This window comes from Mumia sp. zg.B53 (assembly GCF_019550935.1).
Taxonomy (GTDB): Bacteria; Actinomycetota; Actinomycetes; order Propionibacteriales; family Nocardioidaceae; genus Mumia.
This window is the reverse complement of sequence record NZ_JAHWCK010000002.1, coordinates 379,798-406,449: the sequence shown is the minus strand read 5'-3', so window position 1 is coordinate 406,449 and position 26,652 is coordinate 379,798. Positions and strand designations below refer to the sequence as shown.

26 protein-coding genes are annotated in these 26,652 nt (G+C 71.2%); 3 read left to right on the top strand and 23 right to left on the bottom strand.

What is annotated here, in order from left to right; translation table 11 throughout:
• Positions 1-39 precede the first annotated feature (39 nt).
• The 12 genes from KV102_RS13075 to KV102_RS13020 all read right to left on the bottom strand — a co-directional run bounded on the left by KV102_RS13075 (position 40) and on the right by KV102_RS13020 (position 11,106).
• Complete coding sequence (locus KV102_RS13075) at positions 40-741, bottom strand: histidine phosphatase family protein (protein WP_220344141.1); 702 nt, start codon at positions 739-741, stop codon at positions 40-42.
• Positions 738-1,196 carry a ribosome silencing factor gene (rsfS, locus tag KV102_RS13070; protein ID WP_220346543.1) on the bottom strand — a complete coding sequence of 153 codons (459 nt, stop codon included), beginning with the start codon at positions 1,194-1,196 and terminating at the stop codon, positions 738-740. Before rsfS ends, KV102_RS13075 begins: the two co-directional genes overlap by 4 nt.
• Positions 1,193-1,864 (bottom strand): nicotinate-nucleotide adenylyltransferase, encoded by a 672-nt coding sequence (gene nadD, locus KV102_RS13065; RefSeq protein ID WP_220344137.1) that lies wholly within the window; start codon positions 1,862-1,864, stop codon positions 1,193-1,195. Before nadD ends, rsfS begins: the two co-directional genes overlap by 4 nt.
• A complete protein-coding gene (locus tag KV102_RS13060) occupies positions 1,864-2,019 on the bottom strand; it encodes a hypothetical protein (RefSeq protein ID WP_220344764.1) in 156 nt (51 codons plus the stop codon). Before KV102_RS13060 ends, nadD begins: the two co-directional genes overlap by 1 nt.
• Before the next feature lie 65 nt (positions 2,020-2,084).
• On the bottom strand, positions 2,085-3,344 hold the full coding sequence (locus KV102_RS13055) for a glutamate-5-semialdehyde dehydrogenase (RefSeq protein WP_220346542.1): 1,260 nt from the start codon (positions 3,342-3,344) through the stop codon (positions 2,085-2,087).
• A 17-nt stretch (positions 3,345-3,361) separates the two neighbouring features.
• Positions 3,362-3,715: a hypothetical protein gene (locus tag KV102_RS13050; protein WP_220344134.1), complete on the bottom strand. Its 354-nt coding sequence runs from the start codon at positions 3,713-3,715 to the stop codon at positions 3,362-3,364.
• Between the two features lie 109 nt (positions 3,716-3,824).
• Complete coding sequence (proB, locus tag KV102_RS13045) at positions 3,825-4,913, bottom strand: glutamate 5-kinase (RefSeq protein WP_220346541.1); 1,089 nt, start codon at positions 4,911-4,913, stop codon at positions 3,825-3,827.
• Positions 4,914-4,922: 9 nt separating this feature from the next.
• On the bottom strand, positions 4,923-6,434 hold the full coding sequence (gene obgE / locus KV102_RS13040) for a GTPase ObgE (protein ID WP_220346540.1): 1,512 nt from the start codon (positions 6,432-6,434) through the stop codon (positions 4,923-4,925).
• A gap of 148 nt (positions 6,435-6,582) precedes the next feature.
• Positions 6,583-6,837, bottom strand: a complete 255-nt coding sequence (gene rpmA, locus KV102_RS13035; protein WP_220344131.1) for a 50S ribosomal protein L27 — start codon at positions 6,835-6,837, stop codon at positions 6,583-6,585.
• 21 nt (positions 6,838-6,858) lie between these two features.
• Positions 6,859-7,167 (bottom strand): 50S ribosomal protein L21, encoded by a 309-nt coding sequence (rplU, locus tag KV102_RS13030; protein WP_220344129.1) that lies wholly within the window; start codon positions 7,165-7,167, stop codon positions 6,859-6,861.
• Between the two features lie 142 nt (positions 7,168-7,309).
• Positions 7,310-10,138: a ribonuclease E/G gene (locus KV102_RS13025; protein ID WP_220346539.1), complete on the bottom strand. Its 2,829-nt coding sequence runs from the start codon at positions 10,136-10,138 to the stop codon at positions 7,310-7,312.
• Between the two features lie 194 nt (positions 10,139-10,332).
• A complete protein-coding gene (locus KV102_RS13020) occupies positions 10,333-11,106 on the bottom strand; it encodes a TIGR03936 family radical SAM-associated protein (RefSeq protein WP_301022401.1) in 774 nt (257 codons plus the stop codon).
• Positions 11,107-11,170: 64 nt separating this feature from the next.
• Between KV102_RS13020 and KV102_RS13015 the strand changes: the two genes are divergently transcribed.
• On the top strand, positions 11,171-12,370 hold the full coding sequence (locus KV102_RS13015) for an MFS transporter (RefSeq protein ID WP_220346538.1): 1,200 nt from the start codon (positions 11,171-11,173) through the stop codon (positions 12,368-12,370).
• Here the strand turns inward: KV102_RS13015 and KV102_RS13010 are convergent.
• From KV102_RS13010 to KV102_RS12980, 7 genes are all read right to left on the bottom strand, one after another.
• Positions 12,339-12,821, bottom strand: coding sequence for a GNAT family N-acetyltransferase (locus KV102_RS13010; RefSeq protein WP_220346537.1), 483 nt, complete (start codon positions 12,819-12,821; stop codon positions 12,339-12,341). The genes KV102_RS13015 and KV102_RS13010 overlap by 32 nt on opposite strands.
• Entirely contained in the window at positions 12,821-14,773 is a 1,953-nt protein-coding gene (locus KV102_RS13005; RefSeq protein ID WP_220344123.1) for a TIGR03960 family B12-binding radical SAM protein, read from the bottom strand. Before KV102_RS13005 ends, KV102_RS13010 begins: the two co-directional genes overlap by 1 nt.
• Positions 14,774-14,883: 110 nt before the next feature.
• Positions 14,884-16,092 (bottom strand): rod shape-determining protein RodA, encoded by a 1,209-nt coding sequence (gene rodA / locus KV102_RS13000; RefSeq protein WP_220344122.1) that lies wholly within the window; start codon positions 16,090-16,092, stop codon positions 14,884-14,886.
• Positions 16,089-18,230: a penicillin-binding protein 2 gene (gene mrdA, locus KV102_RS12995; RefSeq protein ID WP_220346536.1), complete on the bottom strand. Its 2,142-nt coding sequence runs from the start codon at positions 18,228-18,230 to the stop codon at positions 16,089-16,091. Before mrdA ends, rodA begins: the two co-directional genes overlap by 4 nt.
• Complete coding sequence (gene mreD / locus KV102_RS12990; RefSeq protein WP_220346535.1) at positions 18,227-18,742, bottom strand: rod shape-determining protein MreD; 516 nt, start codon at positions 18,740-18,742, stop codon at positions 18,227-18,229. The genes mrdA and mreD overlap by 4 nt, the downstream gene beginning before the upstream one ends.
• 2 nt (positions 18,743-18,744) lie before the next feature.
• Entirely contained in the window at positions 18,745-19,593 is an 849-nt protein-coding gene (gene mreC, locus KV102_RS12985; RefSeq protein WP_220346534.1) for a rod shape-determining protein MreC, read from the bottom strand.
• Between the two features lie 4 nt (positions 19,594-19,597).
• Positions 19,598-20,632, bottom strand: coding sequence for a rod shape-determining protein (locus KV102_RS12980; RefSeq protein WP_220344118.1), 1,035 nt, complete (start codon positions 20,630-20,632; stop codon positions 19,598-19,600).
• 107 nt (positions 20,633-20,739) lie between these two features.
• Between KV102_RS12980 and KV102_RS12975 the strand changes: the two genes are divergently transcribed.
• The gene (locus tag KV102_RS12975; protein WP_220344117.1) at positions 20,740-21,423 is read left to right on the top strand and encodes an NIPSNAP family protein; all 684 of its coding nucleotides are present in this window, start codon (positions 20,740-20,742) and stop codon (positions 21,421-21,423) included.
• Between the two features lie 13 nt (positions 21,424-21,436).
• On the opposite strand, the gene KV102_RS12970 is transcribed toward KV102_RS12975, so the two are convergent.
• From KV102_RS12970 to KV102_RS12955, 4 genes are read right to left on the bottom strand one after another with little or no spacing between them, the layout of a single operon-like run.
• Positions 21,437-22,270: an aminoglycoside phosphotransferase gene (locus KV102_RS12970; protein WP_220346533.1), complete on the bottom strand. Its 834-nt coding sequence runs from the start codon at positions 22,268-22,270 to the stop codon at positions 21,437-21,439.
• Positions 22,271-22,283: 13 nt separating this feature from the next.
• Positions 22,284-22,694, bottom strand: coding sequence for a nucleoside-diphosphate kinase (gene ndk / locus KV102_RS12965; protein WP_220346532.1), 411 nt, complete (start codon positions 22,692-22,694; stop codon positions 22,284-22,286).
• 36 nt (positions 22,695-22,730) lie between these two features.
• Complete coding sequence (locus KV102_RS12960; protein ID WP_255560932.1) at positions 22,731-23,069, bottom strand: DUF4233 domain-containing protein; 339 nt, start codon at positions 23,067-23,069, stop codon at positions 22,731-22,733.
• Positions 23,069-24,412 carry a folylpolyglutamate synthase/dihydrofolate synthase family protein gene (locus KV102_RS12955; protein ID WP_220344113.1) on the bottom strand — a complete coding sequence of 448 codons (1,344 nt, stop codon included), beginning with the start codon at positions 24,410-24,412 and terminating at the stop codon, positions 23,069-23,071. Before KV102_RS12955 ends, KV102_RS12960 begins: the two co-directional genes overlap by 1 nt.
• Before the next feature lie 88 nt (positions 24,413-24,500).
• Between KV102_RS12955 and KV102_RS12950 the strand changes: the two genes are divergently transcribed.
• A complete protein-coding gene (locus KV102_RS12950) occupies positions 24,501-26,639 on the top strand; it encodes an MMPL family transporter (RefSeq protein WP_220346531.1) in 2,139 nt (712 codons plus the stop codon).
• Positions 26,640-26,652: the final 13 nt, after the last annotated feature.

Below are 26,652 nucleotides of genomic sequence, written 5' to 3'. Positions count from 1 at the left end.
GCTTCGAGCGGTCTCCCGCTCATCGAGCCGAGGTCGATCTTAGCGGGTCGCCCCGGTCGGACCGAAATCGGGGTCCCCCTGTCGCAAGGGCCCACGGTCCTCGGTGTGCGCCGCATCATCGCTCATCTCCGGGACGGGCAGGTTGCCGGCGTTCCACTCGGTGACCTGCCAACGGGCGAAGCCCTCCTGGAGGACGGCCCAGCAACCGTTGCTGAAGCCGCCGAACGAGCGCCAGTACTCCTCGGGCAGCCCGATGAAGGCACAGATCCCCACCCGGATGACGGCACCGTGCGCGACGACGACGACCGTCTCGTCCTCGCCCATGGCCTCGACGATCTCCTCCAGGGCCCGGCTGAACCGGACCGCGGCTTCGGCGTGCGTCTCCCCGCCGGGCGACACGATCTCCTCACCACGCCGGAAGCGACCCTCCGCCTCGGGATAGCGGCGCGCGATCTCGTGCCGCGTCATCCCCTCGCGCTCTCCGAAGGCCACCTCTCGCAGGCGTTCGTCGGTCTCGACCGGAAGGTCGACGATCCGGCCGAGCGCGGCCGCGGTGGCCGACGCCCGCTGGAGGTCCGAGCTCACGATGCGCACGGGGCCGAGCACGGCCAGCCGCGCCGCCATCTCCGCCGCCTGGGCTCGGCCGGCCGCATTGAGGGGGGTGTCGGTCTGGCCCTGCAGGCGTCCCGCGACGTTCCAGTCCGTCTGCCCATGGCGCCAGACGATGATCCTGCGACTCATGCGTCCGCGACCGGTGGCTCGCCCGCCAGCGGGACCTCGTCCTGCTCGGTGGACTCGCGCGACGTGGGCGCCGAGGGGACGCGCCCCGCAGCCTCGCCGATCTCGGGCAGCGCCACGGCCGGGCAGTCACCCCACAGCCGCTCCAGCGCGTAGAACGACCGGTCCTCGTCGTGCTGCACGTGAACGACGATCTCGGCGTAGTCGAGCAGCACCCAGCGCCCCTCACGCTCCCCCTCACGGCGTACGACCTTGGCGCCGTGCTCGAGGAGCTTCTCCTGGACCGCGTCGCTGATCGCACGCACCTGGCGGTCGTTGCCGGCCGAGGCGAGGACGAAGACGTCGGTGATGACGAGCTGCTCGGAGACGTCGTAGGCGATGATCTCGTGCGCGAGCTTGTCCGCTGCGGCAGCCGCCGCGGCATGGGTGAGCTCGAGCGCCCGCTCGGATGCGGTCACTGTGGTGCCCCCTTCGGGTGGCGTTCGGGGTGGTTCGACGCGGCGACCGCGTCGATGTAGAGACGATGCTTGGCGATGTACTGGACGACCCCGTCAGGGACGAGGTACCAGACGGGTTCGTGTCGCGACACCCGCTCGCGGCAGTCGGTGGACGAGATGGCCAGGGCCGGGATCTCGACGATCGTGACGCGGTCCTTCGGGAGTCCGTCCAGCGTGTGGGGGTCGATCGCGTGCCCTGGTCGGGTACACCCGACGAACTGGGCGAACTCGAACATCTCCCCCGCGTTGTGCCACGTCAGGATCTGGGCCAGCGCGTCGGCGCCGGTGATGAAGAACAGCTCCACGTCACCGCCATAGTGGGCGCGGAGGTCCCGCAGGGTGTCGACGGTGTAGGTGGGGCCGGCGCGGTCGATGTCGACGCGGCTCACCCAGAAGCGAGGGTTGGAGGCGGTCGCGATGACCGTCATCAGGTAGCGGTCCTCACCTGGCGAGACCTTGCGGTCGGCCTTCTGCCACGGCTCACCGGTAGGGACGAACACGACCTCGTCGAGGCCGAACCACGCCTGCACCTCAGATGCCGCAACGAGGTGGCCGTGGTGGATGGGATCGAACGTTCCACCCATCACCCCGACGCGGGGGCGGCGGCCGACCTCGAGCGGCAGGCTCATCAGGTGTGCTGACGTCCCTTGCCGAACGCGAAGAGACCGATGATCAGGAGGAGGAAGAAGACCAAGGTAGCCCCACCCACGACGAACGGCGAGAGGGCTTCCTCGTGCTCGGCGCCCTGCGCCACCACCTGGGTGAGGACGGACCCGTTCAACACTGATTCAGTCAACGACATGGGGTCAATCTACCGTCCCACCCCGGCTCGCACGCGGGCCACCCCGGTCAGCGGACGTGCCCGTCACCCGTGACGACAAACGTCGTCGTGGTCATCTCTGGCAGACCCATCGGTCCGCGGGCGTGCAGCTTCTGCGTCGAGATGCCGATCTCGGCCCCCATCCCCAGCTCTCCCCCGTCGGTGAACCGGGTCGAGGCGTTGACCATGATCGCCGCGGCGTCGACGGCCGCGGTGAACCGCTGGGCGGTCGCCAGCGAGCGGGTGACGATCGCCTCGGTGTGGCCGGACGAGAAGGTACGGATGTGGGCGACCGCGTCCTCGAACGAGTCGACCACCCGCGCGGCGATGTCGAGCGAGAGGTATTCGGTGGCGTAGTCCTCGTCGGTGACCGCCACGACATCGGCGTCGGCCGCGGCGAACGTGGCGTCCCCGTGGATCGTGACGTCGCGCTCGTGCAGCGCAGCCACCACCCGCGGCAGGAAGTCGTCGGCGACCGCCTTGTGCACCAGCAACGACTCGGCCGCGTTGCAGACGCTGGTCCGGTGGGTCTTGGCGTTGACGACGATCGCGAGCGCCATGTCGAGGTCGGCGTCGGCATCGACGTACACGTGGACGTTGCCCGTCCCCGTCTCGATCACCGGCACCTGGGCGTCGCGGACGACGGCCTCGATCAGCCCAGCGCCGCCGCGAGGGATCACGAGGTCGACGAGGCCGCGCGCCTTCAGCAGCGCCGTCGAGCTCGACCGGTCGGACGGGTCGATGGCCTGGACGGCGTCGACCGGCAGACCCGCCGATGCGACGGCGTCACGGAGCACCGACGCGATGGCGGCGTTGGAGTGCTCGGCGGAGCGCGACCCTCGCAGCAGGACGGCGTTGCCCGCCTTCAGGCAGATCGCGGCGGCATCGGCGGTGACGTTGGGTCTGCCCTCGTAGATCATCCCGATCACCCCGATGGGCACCCGGACCTGGCGAAGCTGCAGACCGTTGGCCAGGGTCGAGCCGCGGACCACCTCACCGACCGGGTCGGCCAGGGCGGCGACGTCGCGGATGCCCTCGGCCATCGCGGCGATGCGGTCGGTGTCGAGGAGGAGTCGGTCGATGATGTTGTCACCGACCCCGGCCTCACGGGCGATCGTGATGTCTCTCGCGTTGGCCTCGACGATCTCGGCGGCGTGAGAGACCAGCGCGTCGGCCATCGCGTGCAGAGCCGCGTCCTTGCCGGCCCGCGGGACCGCCCGCAGGTCGAGTGCGGCAGCGCGGGCCCGCCGGGCGGACTCGTGGACGTGGGGCTCGAGGTCGTGGCTCACGTCACCAGGATAGTGACTCAGAAATGGACGGGGACCGGAGCGACCATGCCCACCGCAGGAGGCGACTCCGCGCGGCTGCGACGGTCACGTGTGTCCCGCTCGAGGATCTCGAGACCCACGACCGCCCAGGGAGGCAGTCCGGCCGAGTCGCGGTGCTCCGACCACACGCGCATCGCCATCGCAGCGACGTCCAGCATGTCGGGAGCCTGCTCCCAGTAGCAGATCTCGGCGCGGTCGACGTCGTAGCGAAGGGAGTGCAGGAACGCGTGCTCGTCACGCAGGCGCAGCATCGCCGAGCGCACCGCTTCGTCGGCGAACGGCGTGCCGGCCACCGTCAGGGTGACGTGCCACATCTTGTCCTGCGCAACCACGGATCCTCCTCACCGACGGCCTGTCCGCGGCCACCTTAACCGGGGCTCGGCAACGCAAGCCCCGGGTTTCCTCGATTGGGTCGAGCACCACGCTCGGACCGCGGCCGGTTCAGTCCAGGAGCACGAGATCGTCGCGGTGGACGAGCGCGCGCGCGTACTCCCCGCCCATCTCGGCTGCGAGGTCGTGGGTCGAACGACCGACCATCTTGGGCAGCTCGGTGCTGTCGTAGCCGATCAGCCCACGGGCGACCAGACTCCCCGACTCGTCCACGAGGTCGACCGGGTCCCCAGCCTCGTACGTCCCCTCGCTGGCGACGACACCTGCGGGGAGCAGGGACGCACCCCGCTCGACGAGCGCGCGGACCGCTCCTGCGTCGAGGACGAGGCGGCCCTTGCCGGTCGTCGCGTGCGCCAGCCACAGGAGGCGGGTGGGGCGGCGCCGTCCCGTGGGGTGGAACGTGGTGCCGACGTCGCGTCCCTCGAGCGCTCCGTTGACCTCCGAAGCGCTCGTGAGGAGCACGGGGATCCCGGCGCCGGTCGCGATCCGGGCGGCCTCGACCTTGGTGACCATGCCACCGGTGCCGACCTTCGACGGGCTCGGCCTGGCGATGTCGAGCCCCTCGAGGTCGGCGTCGCCGTGGACGTGGCGGACGAGCCTGGCACCCGGGGTCGCCGGGTTCCCGTCGTAGAGTCCGTCGACGTCCGACAGCAGCAGGAGCCGGTCGGCGTGGACGAGGTGGGCCACCAGCGCAGCGAGGCGGTCGTTGTCACCGAAGCGGATCTCGCTCGTGGCGACCGTGTCGTTCTCGTTGACGACCGGGACGACTCCGAGGTCGAGCAGGCGAGCGAGCGTCCGGTACGCGTTGCGGTAGTTCGTACGGCGCACGACGTCGTCGATGGTGAGAAGGACCTGACCGACGACGAGGTCGTGCCGCGCGAACCGCTCGGTGTACCGCGCCACCAGCAGGCCCTGTCCGACGCTGGCGGCGGCCTGCTGCGTCGCGAGGTCACGCGGGCGCGCCGTCAGGGCCAGCGGCGAGAGCCCGGTCGCGATGGCACCGGAGCTGACGAGCACCACCTCGTCACCGCGTACGCGCGCTGCGGCGAGGGCGTCGACGAGGCCGTGCAGGCGCGCCAGGTCGAGGCCGCCACGCGGGGAGCTGAGCGACGACGAGCCGACCTTGACGACGATCCTCACCTCAGGGCCTCACACGTCCTCGTCGCCGTCCGGCGCCGGTTCCTCGGACCAGAGCGTCTCGGGCGGCACACGCCCGGCCGCGCGATCCCTGCGGGCCGCACGCTCGTACTCGCGCTTGCGTGTCAGGTCCTCGCGGCGCTGCTTGTTGGTGCGCCGGTGGTTCTCGATCAGCCGGTCATCCTCGCCACGTCGCGAGCCGAGCAGCTCAGCGCCGGCGTTCACCTGCGGGTCGAAGTCGAACACGACCGCGTCGTCGACGCCGCCGATCACCACGTCGTCGCCCGCCTCCGCGCCCATGGCGATCAGGCGGTTCTCGACGCCGAGACGGTTGAGCCGGTCTGCGAGGAACCCGACGGCCTCGTCGTTGGTGAAGTCGGTCTGGCGAACCCAGCGCTCCGGCTTCTCGCCGCGGACGACCCACTGACCGGCGGTGCGCGTGATCGTGAAGTCGTCCTCGCCGTCGGCCGAGCGCGGCCGGAGGACGATGCGCGCCGCTGGGGCCGCGGTGACGCTCTTGCGCGAGGACGCGACGACCTCCGCCATCGCGTACGAGAGGTCCTTGAGGCCCTCGTGGGAGGCGGCCGAGATCTCGTAGACGTCGAGACCGCGCGCCTCGAGCTCGCCGCGGACGAACTCGGCGATGGTCTTGGCGTCGGGGACGTCGACCTTGTTGAGGGCCACCAGACGGGGGCGGTCCTCGAGGCCGCCGTACGCCGCGAGCTCGTTCTCGATGACGTCGAGGTCGCTCAAGGGGTCTCGCCCGGGCTCGATCGTCGCGCAGTCGATGACGTGGACCAGCGCAGCGCAACGCTCGACGTGACGCAGGAAGTCGTGACCGAGGCCGCGCCCGTCCGCCGCGCCCTCGATCAGGCCGGGGACGTCGGCGACGGTGTAGGTCACGTCACCGGCGACCACGACGCCGAGGTTGGGGACGAGGGTGGTGAAGGGGTAGTCGGCGATCTTGGGCCGAGCTCGCGAGAGCGCGGCGATCAGGCTCGACTTGCCGGCGCTCGGGAACCCCACGAGACCGATGTCGGCCACGACCTTCAGCTCGAGGGAGATCGTCCGCTCGTCGCCCGGCTCGCCCTTCAGCGCGAAGCCGGGGGCCTTCCGCTTGCTGGAGGCGAGCGCGGCGTTGCCCAGCCCTCCACGACCACCCTCGGCGATCACCAGCTCCGAGCCGGGCCCGACCATGTCGGCGAGGATCTCGCCGTCGGCCCCGCGGACCACGGTGCCGTCGGGCACGGCGAGCACGATGTCCTCGCCCTGGGATCCGCTGCGGTTGCCACCGCTGCCGTGATGCCCCTTGCCGGCTCGACGGTGCGGCTCGTGGTAGAAGTCGACGAGCGTGGTCACGTCGGAGTCGACCCGCAGGATGACGTCACCGCCACGGCCGCCGTTGCCGCCGTCGGGCCCACCGAGGGGCTTGAACTTCTCGCGGTGGACCGAGGCGATGCCGTTGCCGCCGTCGCCACCCTTGACGTGCAGGGTCACCTTGTCGACGAAAGTCGGAACTGCCATCCGTGCCACCTCCTCAGTACGCCGCGCTCAACCTGCGCTGATGCGCGGTCCCGTACGACGGGCGCGGACGCCGTCGACGGTGCTGGAACGAGACGAGGGGCGAGCCCGCGCGATGCGGACCCGCCCCTCGTCGTGGAAGTCCTTCAGGTCACTCCGCCGGGACGATGTTGACGACGCGACGGCCGCGACGCGTGCCGAACTCGACCGCGCCCGCGGCGAGGGCGAACAGCGTGTCGTCGCCACCACGGCCGACGTTGGTGCCCGGGTGGAAGTGCGTGCCGCGCTGACGGACGATGATCTCGCCCGCGCCGACCTGCTGGCCACCGAAGCGCTTCACACCGAGGCGCTGGGAGTTGGAGTCACGGCCGTTCTTGGTAGAAGCGGCGCCCTTCTTGTGTGCCATGTGCTCGAGCCTACTTTCGCGTCACTTCGAGATGCCGGTGATCTTGACCTGGGTGTAGTGCTGACGGTGACCCTGGCGCTTCTTGTAACCGGTCTTGTTCTTGTACTTCTGGATGATGATCTTCGGGCCCTTGGTGGCGCCGAGGACCTCAGCCGTGACCGAGACCTTGCCGAGGGAGTCGGCGTCCGACGTCACCGCGTCACCGTCGACGAGGAGCACGGCGGGGAGCTCGACCGACTCGCCGACCGTGGTCTTGATCTTGTCGATCTCGATGATGTCGCCGACCGCGACCTTCTGCTGCTGGCCGCCACTGCGCACGATCGCGTACACCGCCGACTCACATCCTCACTCGTTGCTGCTCCGCTGTCGGAGCTTGGCTGTCTTGAAACTCTGGGGTGGTGCCGTCACCAGGCACGAGGCGCTCGTGCGGGCACACAGACCGACACGCTCACAGGCGCGCCGCTCATCTAGTCTACGGAGTCTCCCTGTCACCGGTCAAAGCGGGGTCCGGGGCTCCTCCGTCGAGCGTACCGGGTGCCTCAACGCCGGCCTCGGCCGACGGGCCGTCGCTCGACTCCTCCGAGCCGCTGCGGCGACGGCGACGCTTGCGCGGGGTGGTCGCCTCCGGGGTCTCCTGCGTCGCGGCGTCTGCCGTGTCGTGAGACGTCGGCTCCGGCGCCTCAGGCTGCGCGTCGTCCGCGGGCTTCGGCTCCTTCTTCGCCTTGGAGTCGGCGCCCTTGGCGGGCTTGTCTCCCTCGTCGCTGCGCCCACGACCTCGGCCGCTGCGACCGCGCCGGCTCTCCTCCAAGCCCCGCTTGGACTCGACGGGGTGGTCGTGGATCATCAGGCCGCGGCCGTGGCAGTGCTCGCACGGCTCGCTGAACGCCTCGAGGAGGCCCGTCCCGATCCGCTTGCGGGTCATCTGGACCAGCCCGAGGGAGGTCACCTCCGCCACCTGGTGCCGGGTCCGGTCGCGGCCGAGGCACTCGACCAGACGGCGGAGCACGAGGTCGCGGTTGCTCTCCAGCACCATGTCGATGAAGTCGACCACGATGATGCCGCCGATGTCGCGCAGCCGGAGCTGACGGACGATCTCCTCGGCGGCCTCGAGGTTGTTCTTGGTGACCGTCTCCTCGAGGTTGCCGCCCGATCCGGTGAACTTCCCAGTGTTGACGTCGACGACGGTCATCGCCTCGGTACGATCGATCACCAGCGAGCCGCCGGACGGCAGCCAGACCTTCCGGTCCAGTGCCTTGGCGATCTGCTCGTCGATCCGGTAGGCGGAGAAGACGTCACCGGACTCGGATCCGCTCCACGCCTCCACCCGGTCCTTGAGATCCGGGGCGACGTGGCTGACGTAGCCGTCGATGATCTCGGTGGCGTCGGTCCCCTCGACGACGAGGCGCGCGAAGTCCTCGTTGAAGAGGTCACGGACGACCTTGATGGTGAGGTCCGGCTCGCCGTACAGCAGCTGCGGGGCCGATGCGGAGGCGGCCTTCTTCTCGATGTCCTTCCAGCGGGCGTCGAGCGCCTCGACGTCGCGGGTGAGCTGGTCCTCGGTCGCGCCCTCGGCGGCGGTCCGGATGATCACGCCCGCGTCCTCGGGGAGGATGCCCTTGAGCAACGACTTGAGCCGGTTGCGCTCGGTGTCGGGCAGCTTGCGGGAGATCCCGCTGGTCTGGCCGCCGGGCACGTAGACCAGGAAGCGACCGGGCAGGCTGATCTGGCTCGTGAGCCGCGCGCCCTTGTGCCCGACGGGATCCTTCGACACCTGGACGAGGACCGACTGGCCGGACTTGAGCGCCTCCTCGATCTTGCGCGGCTTGCCGTCACCGAGCTTGCTCCAGTCGACCTCGCCGGCGTAGAGCACCGCGTTGCGGCCCTTGCCGATGTCGACGAACGCCGCCTCCATCGAGGGCAGGACGTTCTGGACCCGCCCGAGGTAGACGTTGCCGATGAGCGAGGTCTGCGACTCGCGCGCCACGTAGTGCTCGACGAGGACGTCGTCCTCGAGAACGGCGATCTGCGTGAGGTCCTCGCGCTGGCGGATGACCATCTCGCGCTTGACCGACTCGCGCCTGGCGAGGAACTCGGCCTCGGAGACGATCGGCGTGCGGCGACGACCCGCCTCACGACCCTCGCGGCGGCGCTGCTTCTTGGCCTCCAGCCGGGTCGAGCCCGAGACGCTCGTGATCTCGTCCTCGGCGCTGCGGCGCTCGCGCACACGGATGACGGTGTTCTCAGGGTCGTCCGCGGCCGCGTCGCTGTCCTCGCCGCGACGACGGCGGCGACGACGACGACGGCTCGAGGTGCCGCTGTCGTCCTCACCGGTGCTCGAGGACTCGTCGTCGGACGTGTCGTCGTCCTCGGACTCGTCAGGGGTCTCATCGGCTGCCGCCGTCGCGCCTTCTGCGGCCTCGCCGGAGTCGGACTCGGCGTCGAGGTCGAGGTTCTCGACGTCGTCACCGTTGCCCGAGCGACGTCGACGACGGCCACCGCGGCGGCGACGGCGACGGCCGGGCGTGCTGCCGTCGCTCTCGTCGTGGCCGTCGTCGGAGTCGGAGTCGGAGTCCTCGTGGTCGCGCTCCGGCAGATCCGCGTCGTCACGGCTGCGTCCACGGCGGTCGTCCGAGCCGTACCCGCGGCCGTCCTCCTCGCGGTCCTCCGTCTCGTCGGCCACGTCGGCTGCACGGCGGCGGCGGCGCGGCGCGGCCTTGGGCTCGGGCGCCTGGAAGAGCGGTGCGACGAAGGGCGCGCGAGCCGAGGTTGCCGGTCGAACCTCCTGCTCGTCCTCCTCGTCGACCTCGTCGACGCGCTCGACCACAGCCGGAGCGGCTTCGGCGGGCGCGACGGGGTCGTCGGTGACAGGGAGCTCGTCGGCCGGCTCGACGGCGGGCGTGTCGCCGGACGGCACGTCCGCGGCGACGGGCGCAGGATCTGCGGGACCTGCCGACCGGGAGGCGGCCTTCTTGCGGGTCCGGGTCGTACGGGTGACCTTGGGCGGCTCGGCGGCCTCGGGAGCGGCCGTCTCGACCGAGGTCTCGGGCTTCTCCTCGGACACGCTCTGCGCGGCGCCGGCGCTCGCGGGAGCCTCGCTCGCGGGAGCCTTGCGTGACCGGCTCGAACGCGCGGGCTTCGCAGGTGCCCCGGGCTCCGAGAACACGGCGGCGGTCGGGGGGCCAGCCGGTCGGGAAGCGGTGCGACGCCGGCGAGTCACGGCAGCGACCGGCTGATCACCGGGGGCCTGTGGGGTGTCGACGTCTTCCGAGGTCGAGTTCGGCGGGTTCTGCTCGTCGAGCATGTGTGCTCCTCCGGCCCCGCGGCCGCCGAAGCTGCACGCGAGGCGATGTCGTCGCCGCGTGCAACGGGGTCGCACTGCGGACGCAAGCCTGCGGTCGGCCCGGCTACCCGGGCTACGGCGACGCTCCCCACTTAGGTCGGCCTGTCACGGGCTCTCCCCTCGCCGCCGCGGTCGTCGCCGCAGGCATCGTGCGCCTACGACGCGTCGCGGTCGGGCGCGAGTGGATCGCCGACCGTGCCGGACTGCGCATCGAGTGGACCTTGTGCCGTCCGGGTGGCCACAGGGACCTCCGAGGGCACGAGACCCGCGATGGCGCGGAGCCCGGCGAGAACATCGTCGGGTCGTACGGACGGGGTTCCGTGACGCACGACCACGTCCAGTATCGCACACGTGCCCTGAGTGTCAGGGGACCTCCGGCTCTCCAGGCGCACCACGGCGGCGCGGCTGTCGAACGTCCGCAGGCCCTTCTTGGTCATCCGGTCCACCAGAACCTCCGGGGCCGCGAGGAAGGCATCGACCGCCGAGGCGGCCGTCTCGGGCGACACGGTCGGCAGCACCAGCGTCCATGCACTGGCCTCCAGCCGATCGGCCAGACTGCCGCTCCCCTCGCGTACGGCGACGACCTCGAGGATGTCCAGGCCCGGCGGGAGCGCGGTGTCCAGCGCCCTCGCGAGCTCGTCCGGGTCCACGTGGCGCACGACGCCGATCTCGAGGTACTCGGCCTCGCTGGCGGCACCGGTCGGCGAGGCGCCGGCGTACGAGATCTTGGGGTGAGGGGAGAAGCCGGAGGAGTGGGCGATGGGGACACCGGCGCGACGCACCGCGCGCTCGAAGGCACGTCCGAAGTCCCGGTGGCTCGTGAAGCGCAGCCGACCTCGCTTCGCATAGCGGATCCGTAGCTTCTGGACGCTCGGGAGCTGCGGGTTCGGCGCCTCCGGGTTGGCGGGGACGCGGTCAGGGCTGGTCACCGTGCGAGGGTACCCAAGGGCGCCCCTCCGCCGGCTCCCGCGCGTCCCGTGACAGATTTGTCCGGTGACGTCCCCCACTCTCGAGTCTCGTGGCAACCGAGCCTTCGTCCTCGCGTGCATCATCCTGCTCGCGCTGAACCTGAGGGCGTCGGTGGGCAGCGTCGGCGTGGTCCTCAACGACATCCGCGGTGACCTCGACATGTCGGCGACCGCCGCCGGCGCGCTCACCACGCTCCCGGTGATCTGCTTCGCCCTGGTCGGCTCGCTCGCGAACACGATCGTGCGCGCGATCGGCCTGCACACCACCGCTATCGCGTCGACCGCGGTCGTCGCGCTCGGACTCGCGGCACGGACGTTCGCCGAGAGCGGCGGGCTCTTCCTCATCGCCTCGGCTGTGGCGCTCGCGGGCTGCGCGATCGGCAACGTGATCCTTCCGCCGTTGGTGAAGGTCCACTTCCCCGACCGGATCGCCCTGGTGTCGTCGATCGCCGGCGCCGCGATCGTCGGAGGGGCGACGCTGTCGGCCGCCCTCACCGTTCCCATCGCGGAGGCGACGGGTGACTGGCGGTGGGGCCTGTTCACGTGGGCCCTGCTCGCGGCCGTCACGCTCGTCCCCTGGCTCCGGCTGCTCCGCCACGACGTCCGCTCCACCGACGCGGCGACCCCGATCACGATCGGGGAGCTGGTCCGCGCTCCGTTGGCCTGGATGATGGCGGTCTGCTTCGGGGCACAGGCCGCGCAGGCGTACGCCCAGTTCGGCTGGTTCCCCGCGATCCTGGAGGATGCCGGGCTCAGTGACGCCTATGCGGGCAGCATGCTGGCGATCGTCACCGGGATCGGGATCCCGGCCGCGCTCCTGCTGCCGGCGGTCATCGGCTGGTCACGCGACCGCGCGTGGTTGCCCTGGTCGTTCGCCGTGGTCACGGCGGCCGGCTGGCTCGGCGTCCTCTGGTGGCCGACCGCGGCGCCGTGGGCCTGGGCGGTCCTGCTGGGCATCGGAGGCGCCGCCTTCCCCTGGGTCCTGACGATGATCGCCAAGCGGTCCCGCACGCACGAGGGCACGGTCGCGCTCTCGGGGTTCGTGCAGGGACTCGGCTACCTCATCGCGGCGCTCGGCCCGTTCGGGACGGGACTCCTCCACGACTCGACGGGTGGGTGGGGCGCCCCGGTCGCGATGCTCGTCGCGCTCGCGCTGCTGATCGGGGTCGTCGGGACCTACGTCGCCCGGCCCGTCATGGTCGAGGACCAGCTCCACGCTCGCTGAGTCCTTCCTGGGGCCGCAGCATGAGGTCGTGGTCGCCGCTGAACCCCGCGCGTGCGTAGAGCGAGACCGACCGTGCGGTCGGGCTCAGGACGAGACGGACCAGGCCGGTCTCGTCCGCGTACGAGGTCAGTGCCCCCATCAGCCGCCCTCCGACACCCGCGCCCCGGTGCGCGGGCACCACGTAGACGTTGGCGACGTAGCCCCAGCTGCCCGTGGCCCGGCCCGGCCGCGGCATCCGCTCGAAGAGCATCACGTTGAGCATGCCGACCGGCGAGCCCTCGCCGGTCTCGGCCAGCCAGACCACCCGCTGCGCCGACTCGCGGGCGAACCACGCGTCGAAGCGGTCGAGGAACGACGGGTCGTCGGTCGGACCGTCCAGCTCCTCGGTCCACCGCGCCCGGAGACCGGCGAGGGCCCGCACGTCGGCCGCCCCGGCGCGGCGTACCCGCATCAGAGGACGCTGAGCGGGAGCAGCGTCTTGCCGGTGGGGCCGATCTGGATGTCGAGGTCCATCTGCGGGCAGACGCCGCAGTCGAAGCACGGGGTCCAGCGGCAGTCCTCGACCTCGCGAGCCCCGTCGGGGTCGATGGCGTCCTGCCAGTCCTCCCAGAGCCAGTCACGGTCGAGCCCGGAGTCCAGGTGGTCCCAGGGGAGCACCTCGGCGTACTCGCGCTCCCGCGTGGTGTACCAGTCGAGGTCGACCGGCTCGTCGGCCAGCGCCTCGTCCGCGCAACGCTCCCAGCGCTCGTACGAGAAGTGCTCGCTCCAGCCGTCGAATCGGCCGCCGTCACGCCAGACCGCCTCGATGATGCGGCCGACCCGTCGGTCACCCCGCGAGAGGAGGCCCTCGATCGTGCCCGGCTTGCCGTCGTGGTAGCGGAAGCCGATCGCCCGGCCGAAGCGCTTGTCGGACTGCACCGAGGAGCGCAGCTTGCGGAGTCGCTCGTCGGTGGTCTCGTGGTCGAGCTGGGCGGCCCACTGGAACGGGGTGTGCGGCTTCGGGACGAAGCCGCCGATCGACACCGTGCAGCGGATGTCCTTGCGGCCGGACACCTCACGGCCGGTCTCGATGACCTTCTTGGCGAGCTCACCGATCTGCATGACGTCCTCGTCGGTCTCGGTGGGGAGGCCGCACATGAAGTAGAGCTTGACCTGGCGCCAGCCGTGCGAGTACGCCGCGGAGACCGTCCGGATCAGGTCCTCCTCGGTGACCATCTTGTTGATCACCTTGCGCAGGCGCTCCGACCCGCCCTCGGGAGCGAACGTGAGGCCGGACCGGCGCCCGTTGCGGCTGAACTCGTTGGCGAGCGTGATGTTGAACGCGTCGACGCGGGTGCTCGGCAGCGACAGCGAGGTGTTGGACCCCTCATAACGGTCGCCGAGCTGCTTGGCGACCTCTCCGATCTCGGTGTGGTCGGCGCTGCTCAGCGAGAGGAGGCCGACCTCCTCGAAACCGGACTTCTTGAGCCCGTTGTCGACCATCTCTCCGATGGTCTGCAGGCTGCGCTCGCGCACCGGGCGGGTGATCATGCCGGCCTGGCAGAAGCGGCAGCCGCGGGTGCAGCCGCGGAAGATCTCCACCGAGTAGCGCTCGTGGACGGTCTCGGCGAGCGGGACCAGCGGGTTCTTCGGGTACGGCCACTGGTCGAGGTCCATCAGCGTGTGCTTCGTGACGCGCCACGGGACCCCGGGACGGTTGGGGGCCACCCGCTGGATGCGACCGTCGGGGAGGTAGTCGACGTCGTAGAACATGGGCACGTAGACGCTGCCGGAGCTCGCGAGGCGCATCAGCAGCTCCTCGCGACCACCGGGACAGCCCTCGGCCTTCCACTCCCGCACGACCTCGCTGATCTTGAGCACGATCTCCTCGCCGTCACCGAGCACCGCCGCGTCGACGAAGTCCGCGATCGGCTCGGGGTTGAAGGCGGCGTGCCCGCCGGCGAGGACGATCGGGTCGGCGTCGGTGCGGTCGGCCGCGCGCAGCGGGATGCCCGCGAGGTCCAGAGCCGTCAGGAGGTTGGTGTATCCGAGCTCGGTGGAGAACGAGACACCCAGCAGGTCGAACGCCCTGACCGGGCGGTGGCTGTCCACCGTGAACTGAGGGATCCCGTGCTCGCGCATCGCGGCTTCCATGTCGGGAAAGACCGCGTACGTGCGCTCGGCGAGGAGCCAGTCGCGCTCGTTGAGGACCTCGTACAGGATCTGGACGCCCTGGTTGGGGAGACCGACCTCGTAGGCGTCGGGATACATCAGGGCCCACCGGACGTCGACGGCGCTCCAGTCCTTGTTGACGGAGTTGAGCTCCCCGCCGACGTACTGGATCGGCTTGCTGATCGTGGGGAGGATCGGCTCGAGCCGGTCGAAGACCGACGCGACGGAGTCGTCGAGGTGGTTGACGGGCATGCCACCAGGGTAACGAGGGATGTCCCGCCCACCGAATCCCTCGCGGGTCACCGTCTGGCGGCCGCGGGTCAACGTCTGGCGGCCGCGGGTCACCGTCTGGCGGCCGCGGGTCAGCGGGAGCGGGTGGCCCGGGACCGGACGACCACGGCCGGAGGCGCGCTGCGACGGCCGATCGCGACCAGCAGGCCCACGGCCATCGCCGAGGCGAACAACGCCGTGCCGCCGTACGACACGAACGGCAGCGGCACCCCGGTGATCGGCATGATGCCCAGCGACATCCCGATGTTCTGGAACGCCTGGAAGCCGAACCAGCACCCGATCCCCGCCGCCGCCAGCCGGTCGAAGAGGTCGTCGGCCCGTGCGGCGATCCGCAGGCACCGCCACACCAGGACCCCCAGGAGCAGCACGACGAGCCCGGCGCCGAGGAGACCGAGCTCCTCCCCCGCCACCGTGAAGACGAAGTCGGTGTGCTGCTCGGGGACGAAGCCGGCCTGCGTCTGGGTGCCGTGGAAGAGTCCTTGACCGAGCAGACCACCGTTGCCGATCGCGATCCGTGCCTGCACCGTGTTGTAGCCAGCCCCGCGCGGATCGAGCTCAGGGTCGGTGAAGGCCTCGAAGCGCAAGACCTGGTACTCCTCGATGACCCCCACGGCGATCGCTCCGAGGACCACCGCCAGCCCGACCGTCACGAGTCCGCCGAGCCACAGGAGACGGACACCCGCGACGGCGAGCACACCCAGGACGATCGCGGCCATCACCATCAGCGTCCCGAGGTCGGGCTGGGCGAGGATCAAGGCAGCCGGCACGGCAGCGCAGGCCAGGGCCAGCAGGACGTCGGACGAACGGACGACCCGGCGCATCCTGCCCTCGGTCCGCTCGGCGAAGAGCAGGGCCATCACGAGCACCACGCCGAGCTTCGCGAGCTCGGCCGGCTGGAGCGAGAGCCCGCCCACCTGAAGCCACGAGCGTGACCCGTTGACCACGGCGCCGACACCGGGCACGAAGACCAGCACCAGCCCCAGGACCGCGGCGCCGTAGACGACCGGCGCCCACAACCGGATCCACCTCCGGTCGGTCGACGCCATGACCACGCCGAGCCCGACGGCGATCACGACGTTGGTCGCCTGCTTGACGAGGTACGCAGTGGGATCGCCACCGGTGAGGTCGTCGCGCGACGCGGTCGCCGACCAGACCAGCAGAGTCCCGACGACCGAGAGCGCGAGGGCCGACGCGACCAGAGGCAGGTCGACGTCGCCCCACGAGGTCCGCACCGAGGCGCCAGGCCGCAGCGCCGGGCGTACGGTCCCCCGGCCGCTCACCGGTCGTCCTCCTCGTCGGCATCGGCCTTCGTGCGCTTCGTGACCGGCGGCAGGATCCTGCCGTCGTCGGCGACCCGAGGGAGCGAGACCGGCGGTCTGGCTCTCGGCATGAGTGCCCGGTCCCGCCGGACCTTGCCGCCCTCGATGCCGTACAGGCCCTCCCAGATCGCCCGCACCGCGTCGCCGGACGACCCTGAGCCGGTGCCCGCCTGCTCCATCATCATCACGACGACGTAGTTCTCGTCGTACGAGGCGACCCACCCGGTCGTCTGACGCCCTGTGACCTCGGCGGTCCCGGTCTTGGAACGGACCTTCACCTGGTCGAGCGGGAAGCCGCCCATCTTCCAGGCCATCGTGCCCGTCTTGGCGGTGTCGAGGAGCGCGCCGTCGATGTAGCGCAGGTGCTTCTTGCTGACCGGCACGCGTCCGGCACGCTCCGGAGCGATCTCGCGCACCACCGAGCCGTCGGCGTCCAGCACCGCCTTCGCCACCCGCGGCTCGTAGAGCGTGCCTCCGTTGGCGAGCGCCGCGTAGCCGACAGCGAGCTGCAGCGGCGTCACCAGGGTCTCGCCCTGACCGATCGAGAAGTTGACCGCGTCTCCCGCTCGGTAGACGTAGCCGTCGGCGCAGAACTCGCGCGCGAACAGGCGCAGGTAGGCGCTCTCCACCTTCTCGGGCTTGCGGGCGATCGCGCAGTAGCGGTCCTTGTTGGCCTTCCAGTAGTCCTGGCGCCACTGCCGGTCGCCGAGGCGCCCGCCGGCCTCGCCGGGGATGTCGATGCCGGTGCGCTCGGAGAACCCGAACGCGCGTGCCATCTCGACCAGCGGGTCGTGGACGCCGGTCTTGGCGTCGGTGCCGCCCTGGTCCGTCCACGCGGCGTAGGCGATCCGGTAGAAGAACGTGTCGCAGGACGCCGCGAGCGCCCGGTCGAAGCCGATCGGCCCGTACGAGGCCGACTCGTAGTTCTTGAACCACCGGTTGCCCACCTGGAGCCCGGAGGAGCAGTCGAGGCGCGATCCGGTGTCCCACCGGTCCTCGAGCGCTCCCGCGGCGACGAAGGGCTTCCACGTCGACCCCGGCGCGAGCTGCGCCTGCGTCACGCGAGACAGCAGCGGGGTCCCGGAGTCCTCGGCGTAGAGCGACTCGAGCTGCCGGTTGGTGATGCCGTCGACCCAGACCTGCGGGTCGTACGACGGGTAGCTCGCCGCCGCGATCACTCGCCCGTCGTCGGGGTCCAGGACGACGGCGGCCGCGGCGGTCGCCTCGTAGCTGCGTCCGGTGACGTCGTCGTGGGTCGTGCGGGCCTTCTCGATCGCCTTCTTCAGCTGCCCCTCGGCGAGCGCCTGGACCCGGGAGTCGATGCTCGTGACCAGGGTCCTGCCCGCCTGCGGGTCCACCGCCGTACCCTCCGCGATGACCCGACCTCGCGAGTCCACCGACTTGCCGGTCGTCCCCGGGACTCCACGCAGGTCGGCGTCGTAGCTGCGCTCGACCCCGGCCCGTCCGACCACGGAGGCCGCGTTGAGGCTCTCGTCGTCGCGCTCGCGCGCCGCGTCGTACTCGTCAGCGGTGATCGGCGTGACGTAGCCGAGCAGCTGCGCGGCGTTGACCCCCTCGGGGCGCGGGTACGCCCGGACCGAGCGCTGCTCGGCGGCGACCGCGGGGAACTCCTCGGCCCGCTCCGACAGCGACAGCGCCACGTCCCGCGGGACGTCCTGCGCGACCGGGACCGGCTCGTACGGCGAGCCGTTCCAGCAGGCCGGGGGCTCCGGCGCCCCCTGCTCGCCACACAGCTTGATCCGGTCGAGGAGCACGTCGTAGTCGAGGTCGACCAGCCGGGCGAGCCGTCCCAGCACGTCGCTCTGCTCCTCGGACTCGAGCCGCGTCAGCCGCGAGCGGTCGACCGTGACGACCCAGGTGACCTTGTTGGCAGCCAGCGGGCGCCCCATCGCGTCGACGACCAGGCCGCGCTGAGGCTGCACGAGGACCTGGCGGTTGGCGTTGTTCGCGGCACGCGCTTGGTATTCGTCGCCGCCGACGACCTGGACGTACCAGAGGCGGGCGCACAACGTCGCGAACAGCGCGACCACGAGCACCTGCACCACGACGATCCGTGCCCGCCCCCGCCGCACCGTCACCACCTGACCTGTGGGGCAGGCTCGACCCTGCCGAGCAGAGCACGGACGCCGGGCACCAGCGCCAGGCCCAGCACCACGTCGTAGACGACGGCGAGCGCGACGACCGGGAGCACCATCGCGAGGTGCGCCCCGGGCTCACCGAGGGCGAGGCTGCTCAGCGCGAAGATCGAGGTGCCGACGAAGGCGGCCGCAGCCACGGTGAGGCTGTCGCTCAACCACGACGGCCGGCTCCCCCGGTCGACGGTCCCGGCGAGGTAGCCGACCACCGTGAGCGCCAGTGCCCACTGACCGAGGACGTGGTCGGCGGGCGGCGCGGCGTCGAGCAGCAGGCCGCCGGTGAACCCGGCCCACGCGCCTTCGGTGGTCCCCCCGCACAGGCCCACCGCCACCACGAGGACGAGCACGACGTCGGGAACCACCGCGGTCGGGACCAGCGGCGCCAGCACGCTGGTCTGAGCGACCACGCCGACGACGAGCAGGGCCACGACGAGGGCGACCCGACGGCCGTCCACCGTCACGATCCCTTCCGGGCGCCGACGACGACCGAGACCGTGTCGAGGGCGGAGAAGTCGACGTAGGGCGCCACCGTCACCGATGCCGTCTCGTCACGCGGCGACTCCACGACCTTCTCGACGCGGCCGATCGGGATCCCGGCGATGTACGGGACACCGTCGCGCGATCCCCACGAGACGATCGGGTCACCGACCTTCGGCACGGCGGAGCGGTCGAGCACCTCGAGGTTCAGCCGCCCCGTGCCCGACAGGCTGCCGTCACCACGCAGCATCCCGAGCTCGTGCTCGGCTCCGAGCCGCGCACCGACCACCGAGTCGGCGTCGACGAGCAGGAGCACGACGGCGTTGCGCGAGGTGGCGCTGATGACGCGACCGACGAGGCCGTCGGGACCCAGCACGGTCATGTCCCGGCGGACACCGCGTGACGTGCCCGCGTCGAGGACGACGGTGCGCCGGAAGGACTGCGCTGCACCGATCCCGACGACGTGGGCCGTCACCGTCTCGAGGTCCGCCGAGGTCGCGAACGCCGCGAGCGCGTCGTACTCGGCGAGCCGCGTCCGGTCGACGTCGGACGAGGCCACCAGCCCTCGCAGGCGGGCGTTCTCCGCCTCGAGCGCGGCCTTGTCGTCGCGGAGCTGGTCGCGGGTGGCGAAGCTGTCGACGCCGAACGGCGACAAGAGCCGATGGGCGCCCGACTCCAGTGGTCCGAGCACGGAGCCGGCGAGCGTACGGGCGGGCGATCCGGCTCCGGACAGGTCGACGCTGATCAGGGCGACGGCGGCGAGCAGCAGCACGAGCAGCACCGTCCGCGGACGGTGCTGCTGGTCGGGGCGACGACGGGTCCTGGCCACGCCGTCACCTGCGGGGCTCGGAAGTGAGCACCTGCTGCAGGGCGTCGAACTCCTCCACGCACTTGCCGGCGCCGAGCGCGACCGAGTGGAGGGGGTCGTCGACCACGTGGACCGGGATCTGCGTCTCGTGGCGGATCCGGTCGTCGAGGCCCGGCAGCAGCGCCCCGCCGCCGGTGAGGACGATGCCCCGGTCCATGATGTCGCCCGCGAGCTCGGGCGGCGTCAGGTCGAGCGTGCCCCTGATGGCGTCGACGATCGCCGCCACGGGCTCCTCCAACGCGCGACGGACCTCGCCGACGGTGACGTCCACCGTCCGAGGGAGACCTCCGACGAGGTCGCGGCCGCGGACGTGGACGGTCCGTTCGTCGGGCAGGGGGAAGGCTGATCCGGCCGTCACCTTGAGGTCCTCGGCCGTACGGTCGCCGAGCAGCAGCGCGTGCTCCTTCTTGAACCACGCCACGATGGCCTCGTCCATGTCGTCGCCCGCGGTGCGGATCGAGCGGCTGGCCACGATGCCCCCGAGCGCGATCACCGCGACCTCCGTCGTGCCTCCGCCCACGTCGACGATCATGTTGCCGGTCGGCTCGTGCACGGGCAGACCCGCACCGAGCGCTGCCGCCATCGGCTCCTCGACGATGAACACCTGGCGGGCTCCGGCCTGGTAGCCAGCCTCTCGGACCGCACGCTGCTCGACCGAGGTGATGGCGCTCGGGACGCACACGACCAGGCGAGGCTTGGTGAAGTAGCGACGCCGGTGGACCTGCTGGATGAACAGCCTCAGCATGTGCTCGCACGCCTCGAAGTCGGCGATCACGCCGTCCTTCATCGGTCGGACCACCGAGATCGCGTCTGGCGTGCGCCCGTGCATCCGCTTGGCCTCAGACCCCACGGCGAGGATCTCATGGGTCTGCGCAGCGAGGGCGACGACCGACGGCTCGTCGAGCATGACGCCCTTGCCCCGCACATAGACGAGGGTGTTCGCCGTGCCCAGGTCGACCGCCATGTCGCGCCCGAGCAGGCTGCGCAAGGGGAAGGACATGGGCTCAGGCTAGGTCGGCGTCGCAGTCTTCCCGGGCAGACACGCCCGCGAACCGCCGTACGGCCCGTCCGAGCGGGGATGTCGGTGCCTGCTGCCAGGGTGTGGTCATGTCCTCTGCGCCTGCCCTCGTCGAGCTCCGCCGCTACGCGCTGCACGCGGGTCAACGCGAGACGCTCGTCCGCCTGTTCGAGTCGGAGCTCGTGACCCCGCAGGAGGAGGTCGGGATGTCGGTCCTCGGACCGTTCCGAGACCTCGACGATCCCGACCAGTTCGTCTGGATACGCGGGTTCGACGACGCCGCGAGCCGCGGGCCGGCACTGCGCGCGTTCTACGAGGGGCCGGTGTGGGCCCGGCACCGCGACGCCGCGAACGCCACGATGATCTCGTCGGACGACGTCCTGCTGCTCCGTCCGGTCTCGGGACGTGCCTTGTCCCCCACCGCCGACCTCGCTGCGGACATCGTCGTCGTCACGCTGTACGAGCCGGACGACGTCGACGACTTCGCCGCACTCATGGCAGAGCAGGGCGACGACCTCCTCGCCGAGCTGGGCTCGGTCGCTGTCGCGGCGTACGCCACCGCCGACGTCGTCAACGCGTTCCCGGCGCTGCCGGTACGCGAGGACGTCGACGTCTACGTCCGCGTTGCACGGTTCGCCACGGCGTCCGAGCACGCCGCCCACCGACGGCGGCTGGAGTCCGCCCAGCGGTCCGACGGACTGTTGTCCGCGCTGCGCGCAAGCGTCACCGGCGAGCTCCGGCTCGTGCGGACGGAGCAGTCCGCCTCGCGCTAGGTGGCGCGAGACCTCAGCCGGCCACCGCCCGGTGCAGGGCGTCGCGGTGCTCGGCCAGCCAGACCTGGCGACGTCGGATCGCCTCGCCGACACCCTCGTCCCACATCCGCGCCCAGCCGCCACCGAGCGTCTCGGCGTTGTGCCGCATGCGGAACCATGCCCGCGCCGCGGCGTTCTCGACGACGTCGACCAGCCGTGCGCGGTCGGCCGCGGCGAGCCCGTACGCGTCGACCAGCAGGCGGGCCCGCGCGAAGACGTCCACGTCGGCGAGGGGGCGAGGTCGGTCCTGCACAGGGACGAGGGGAGCCCACCAGAGCAGGAGGTTCTGCACCTCCTCCGTCCGGGTGGCCGGACGAACGAAGTCGAAGTCGATGAGTGCACGGGCCTCGCCGTGGGCGAAGACGACGTTGTCCGGCGTCACGTCGAGGTGGCCGATCAGCTCGGGTGTCCCGGCGACGCGCGCCGGGGTGCCGGCTGGGTCGGCAGGCGGCAGGCCGGTTGCCGCGGCCGGGACGCCGAGGGTCTCGACGGCGTCGTCGTAGCGGCGAAGCAGCCGAGCGACGCTCACGATCCGTGTCTCGTCGGCGATCCAGCCCGGTCGCGGGCGTGAGGCGACCTCCCCCGGGACGTACGAGACCACCTGCCGGCCGGCCTCGTCGATCCCGAGGTGGCGCGGGGCACCGTCGAAACCGACCCGCTCGAGGTGCGTCAAGACATCGATCACGAGCGGCGTCTGCGGACCGGTGGGTCGGCGTACGGTGTCGCCGACGCGCACCAGGCCCTCGGTGACGTCACCGCCGAGGAGGGGGACCTCGGGGAGCGAAGGGTCGGGCTCGCGATATCTCACGCGGCCCGCGCGGTCAGACCAGCTCGGGGAACCACAGGGCGATCTCCCGCTCCGCCGACGCGGTGGAGTCCGAGCCGTGGACGAGGTTCTCGCGGTTGGACAGCGACAGGTCGCCGCGGATGGTGCCCGGCGCCGCGACCCGGCCGTCGGTCGCACCGTTGAGCACGCGCACGACGTCGATCGCCGCGTCGCCCTCGAGGACCAGTGCCGCCATCGGGCCGGACGTGACGAACGCGCGCAGCGGCGGATAGAAGTCGCGCTCGACGTGCTCGGCGTAGTGGGCGTCCGCCTTCGCGCCGTCGATCGTGCCGAACCACATCGCGGCGATGCGGAGCCCCTTGGACTCGTAGCGGCCGAGGATCTCACCGACGAGACCGCGGCCGACGGCGTCGGGTTTGAGCAGGACCAGAGTGCGTTCGGACATGGACCGAAGCCTAGCGAGCCGGGGTGGAGCGGCTTCTCAGCGGGCGTAGAACTCGGGGTTGGCGGCCCGGTCGCGCTCGATGCGGCGGCCGAGCACCCACGCCGTGGCCCAGATCGCCGCGAACACGCCGCCGACGAAGAACGCGATCGGGAGCAGGAAGCCCATCGCCACCGCGCCCACCTGGACGAGCCACCCCAGGGCGTACGCCCACGGGAAACGCAGCAGACCGGCTGTCACCAGCGCCAGGGCAGCCAACCCCACGCCCCAGGCGAGCGCCACGCCTGTGGACACGCCCTCGACCTGGATCATCACCGGCGTCGCCAGTGCCAGGACGATCGCCTCGAAGAACAGCACTCCGGCACACATGCCGCGCATCAGTCCACCGTCTCTCTCGGGGCAAGCAGCACTCGCGCCTCTCCCACGGTCACCACCGAGCCGGTGACGAGGACACCCCCGCTGCCGACGCCCTCGCCGTAGCGCTCGCTCTCGGCCAGCGCGACGGCCTTCTCGATCGCGTCCGGGAGCCGTCGCGCGACGTGGACCCGATCCGAGCCGAAGATGCCCTCGGCGACGTCGGCGAGCTCGTCGGCGGGCATCGCCCGGTCGGTCGCGTTCTGTGTGCAGACGATCTCGGCCATCACCGGCTCGAGCGCCTGCAGGATCTCGTCGACCTCCTTGTCGGCCATCACGCCGACCACCCCGATCAGAGGTGTGAAGGAGAACGCCTCCTGGACCGCCTCCGCGGTCGCACGTGCACCGGCCGGGTTGTGGGCCGCGTCGAGGACGACGGTCGGGCTGCGCCGTACGACCTCGAGCCGGCCCGGCGAGGTCACCGCGGCGAAGGCGTCGCGCACGATCGTGCCGTCCAGCTCCTTGGACCCGGTGAACGCCTCGACGGCAGCCAGGGCGTACGCGGCGTTGTCGGCCTGGTGGCTCCCGAACAGCGGCAGGAAGACCTCCGGGTAGGTCCCCCCGATGCCCTTGAGCGTCAGGAGCTGACCACCGAGGGCGGGCGTCCGGTCGATCACGCCGAACTCCACGCCCTCGCGGTGCAGCGTCGCTCCGACCTCGGTGGCCCGCGCCGCGATCTCGGCGGCGGCATCCTCGGGCTGGCGGGCCACCACGACCTGGGCGCCGGGCTTGATGATCCCGGACTTCTCGACGGCGATGTCGCCAGGCGTGTCACCGAGGTAGCTGGCGTGGTCGACGTCGATGGGAGTGATGACCGCGACCGCGGCGTCCACGACGTTGGTGGCGTCCCAGGTGCCGCCCATGCCGACCTCGACGACGGCCACGTCGACCGGGGCGTCGGCGAAGGCCTGGTAGGCGATCCCGACCATGAGCTCGAAGTACGACAGCGGGACCGGCTGGCTGTCGTCGACCACCTGCGCGTACGCGGCGACGTCGGCATAGGCCTCGACGAAGAGCTCCTCGCTCAGCGGCTGGCCGTCGATGCTGATGCGTTCGGTCATCGAGACCAGGTGCGGGCTCGTGAACCGGCCGGTGCGCACTCCCAGCTCGCGCAGGAGTGCGTCGATCATGCGGCCGGTCGAGGTCTTGCCGTTCGTGCCGGTGAGCTGGATCACCGGGTACGCCGTCTGGGGGTCGCCCATCAGACGGCACAGGGCGCGGATGCGCTCCAGCGACGGCTCGAGCCTGGTTTCGGGCCAGCGCGCCAGCAGGGCCTGCTCGACGTCGGCGTACGTGGGGTTCGTCATCGCGTCCAGTATCCCAGGGATGCAAACGATGACTTCCTGACGCCCGGCCGGTCGTAGGGTCGAACAGCTGCTTTTCAGGGGGAACACCATGCACCGATCGATCGCCGGATGGATCAACCACCGCTTCACACCTGTACTTGCGATCGTCTTCTGGGTCGTGGTCGTCGGTCTGCTCGGCTCGACGGCCGGACAGCTGACCGACGTTCAGGAGAACGAGGCAGAGAACTGGCTGCCCACCAGCGCGGAGTCGACGAAGGCGCTCGACGCTGCCAAGAGCTTCTCCTCCCCCAACCTCATCCCGGCGGTGGTGGTGTACGAGCGCGAAGGCGGCCTGCAACCGGCTGACACGGCTGCCGCACAGGAGGACGCGGCGACGTTCGCCCAGCGCGACGACATCGACGGGAAGGTCGTCGGTCCGATCCCGTCCGAGGACGGCGAGGCCCTCGAGATCATCGTCCCGCTCAACCTGGGCGAGGACGGCTGGAACAAAGCAGCCGAGGTCGTCGACGAGCTGCAGGCCACCGCGGGCGACGGTGATGACGGGCTCGAGACGTACGTGACCGGCCCTGCGGGGCAGGCCGCGGACTCCGCCGCGGTCTTCGAGGGCATCGACAGCACCCTGCTGCTCGCGGCCGGCGGCGTGGTGACCATCCTGCTGCTGCTCACCTACCGCAGCCCGGTCCTGTGGCTCCTGCCGGTCGTCTCGGCCGCCGTCGCGCTCGTCGTCGCCCAGGCGGTCATCGTCCTGCTGGCCAAGTACGCGGACCTCACCGTCGACGGTCAGAGCGCGAGCATCCTGACGGTCCTGGTCTTCGGCGCCGGCACCGACTACGCCCTCCTGCTGGTCGCCCGCTACCGCGAGGAGCTGCGACGGCACGAGAGCCGTCGTGAGGCGATGGCGAGCGCTCTGCACCGCGCGGGACCCGCAATCGTCGCCAGCGGCGCGACCGTCGCGATCGGCATGCTGTGCCTGCTGCTCGCCCAGATGACGTCGACCCGCGGCCTCGGTCCGGTCGCCGCGATCGGCATCGTGTGCGGTCTCGCGGTGATGCTCACGATGCTGCCCGCGCTGCTGGTGGTCCTGGGGCGATGGATCTTCTGGCCGCGCATCCCGCACTTCGGCGACGTCGACCCGAGCGCGCACGGCGTGTGGGCCGGCGCCGGTCGCCGCATCGCCCGGCGCCCCCGGCGGATCTGGGTCGGAACCTCGCTCGTGCTGGCGGTCGCGAGCATCGGCATCATTCAGCTCAACGCGACCGGTCTCAGCACCGAGGAGGCGTTCCTCGGCACGCCCGACTCCGTCGCGGGCGAGAAGGTCCTCTCCGACCACTTCCCAGGCGGTGCCGGCGCGCCGGTCGTCGTGGTCTCGAGCCCCGAGACAGTCGATGACGTCCGCGCGGCGTTCCAGGCCGACGACGGGATCGCCGACCAGAGCGTGACCGAGCCGACGGTCAAGGGCGACCTGGCCTACATGGAGGGCACCCTGGAGTCCGAGCCCGACAGCGACGCCGCCTACGACGCGATCGAGAACCTCCGTGACGACCTCGACGCCGCCGACCCCGACGCGCTGGTCGGTGGCACCACCGCTGTCACCCTCGACATCCAGAACGCCTCGGCCCGCGACAACCGGGTGATCATCCCGGCGATCCTCGTGGTGGTCGTGCTCATCCTGATGGCACTGCTGCGCGCCCTGGTCGCGCCCGTCATCCTGCTCGCCACGGTGGTGCTGTCCTTCGGGGCGGCCCTCGGCATCAGCGCGCTGGTCTTCCGTCACGTGTTCGGGTTCGCGGGGACCGACACGGCCTTCCCGCTGTTCGTGTTCGTCTTCCTCGTCGCGCTCGGGATCGACTACAACATCTTCTTGATGACCCGGGTGCGCGAGGAGGCGCACCGGGTCGGCACACGCAGGGGTGCCCTCATCGGGCTCGCCGCGACCGGCGCCGTGATCACCTCGGCGGGTCTGGTGCTCGCCGGCACGTTCTCAGTGCTGGCGACGCTCCCGCTGGTGTTCTTCGCGCAGATGGGCTTCACGGTCGCGTTCGGCGTGCTGCTCGACACCCTCGTCGTACGGTCGGTGCTGGTGACCGCTCTGAACCTCGACGTGGGGCGCCACATGTGGTGGCCGAGCGCTCTCGCGCGCCAAGAGGACGTCGCCGGCGAGGACGTGCTCGGTCCGCACGCAGATCCGGTCGCGGTCGGAGGCGAGGGTGGACCACGGACCCCGTGACGGGAGGTTGCAG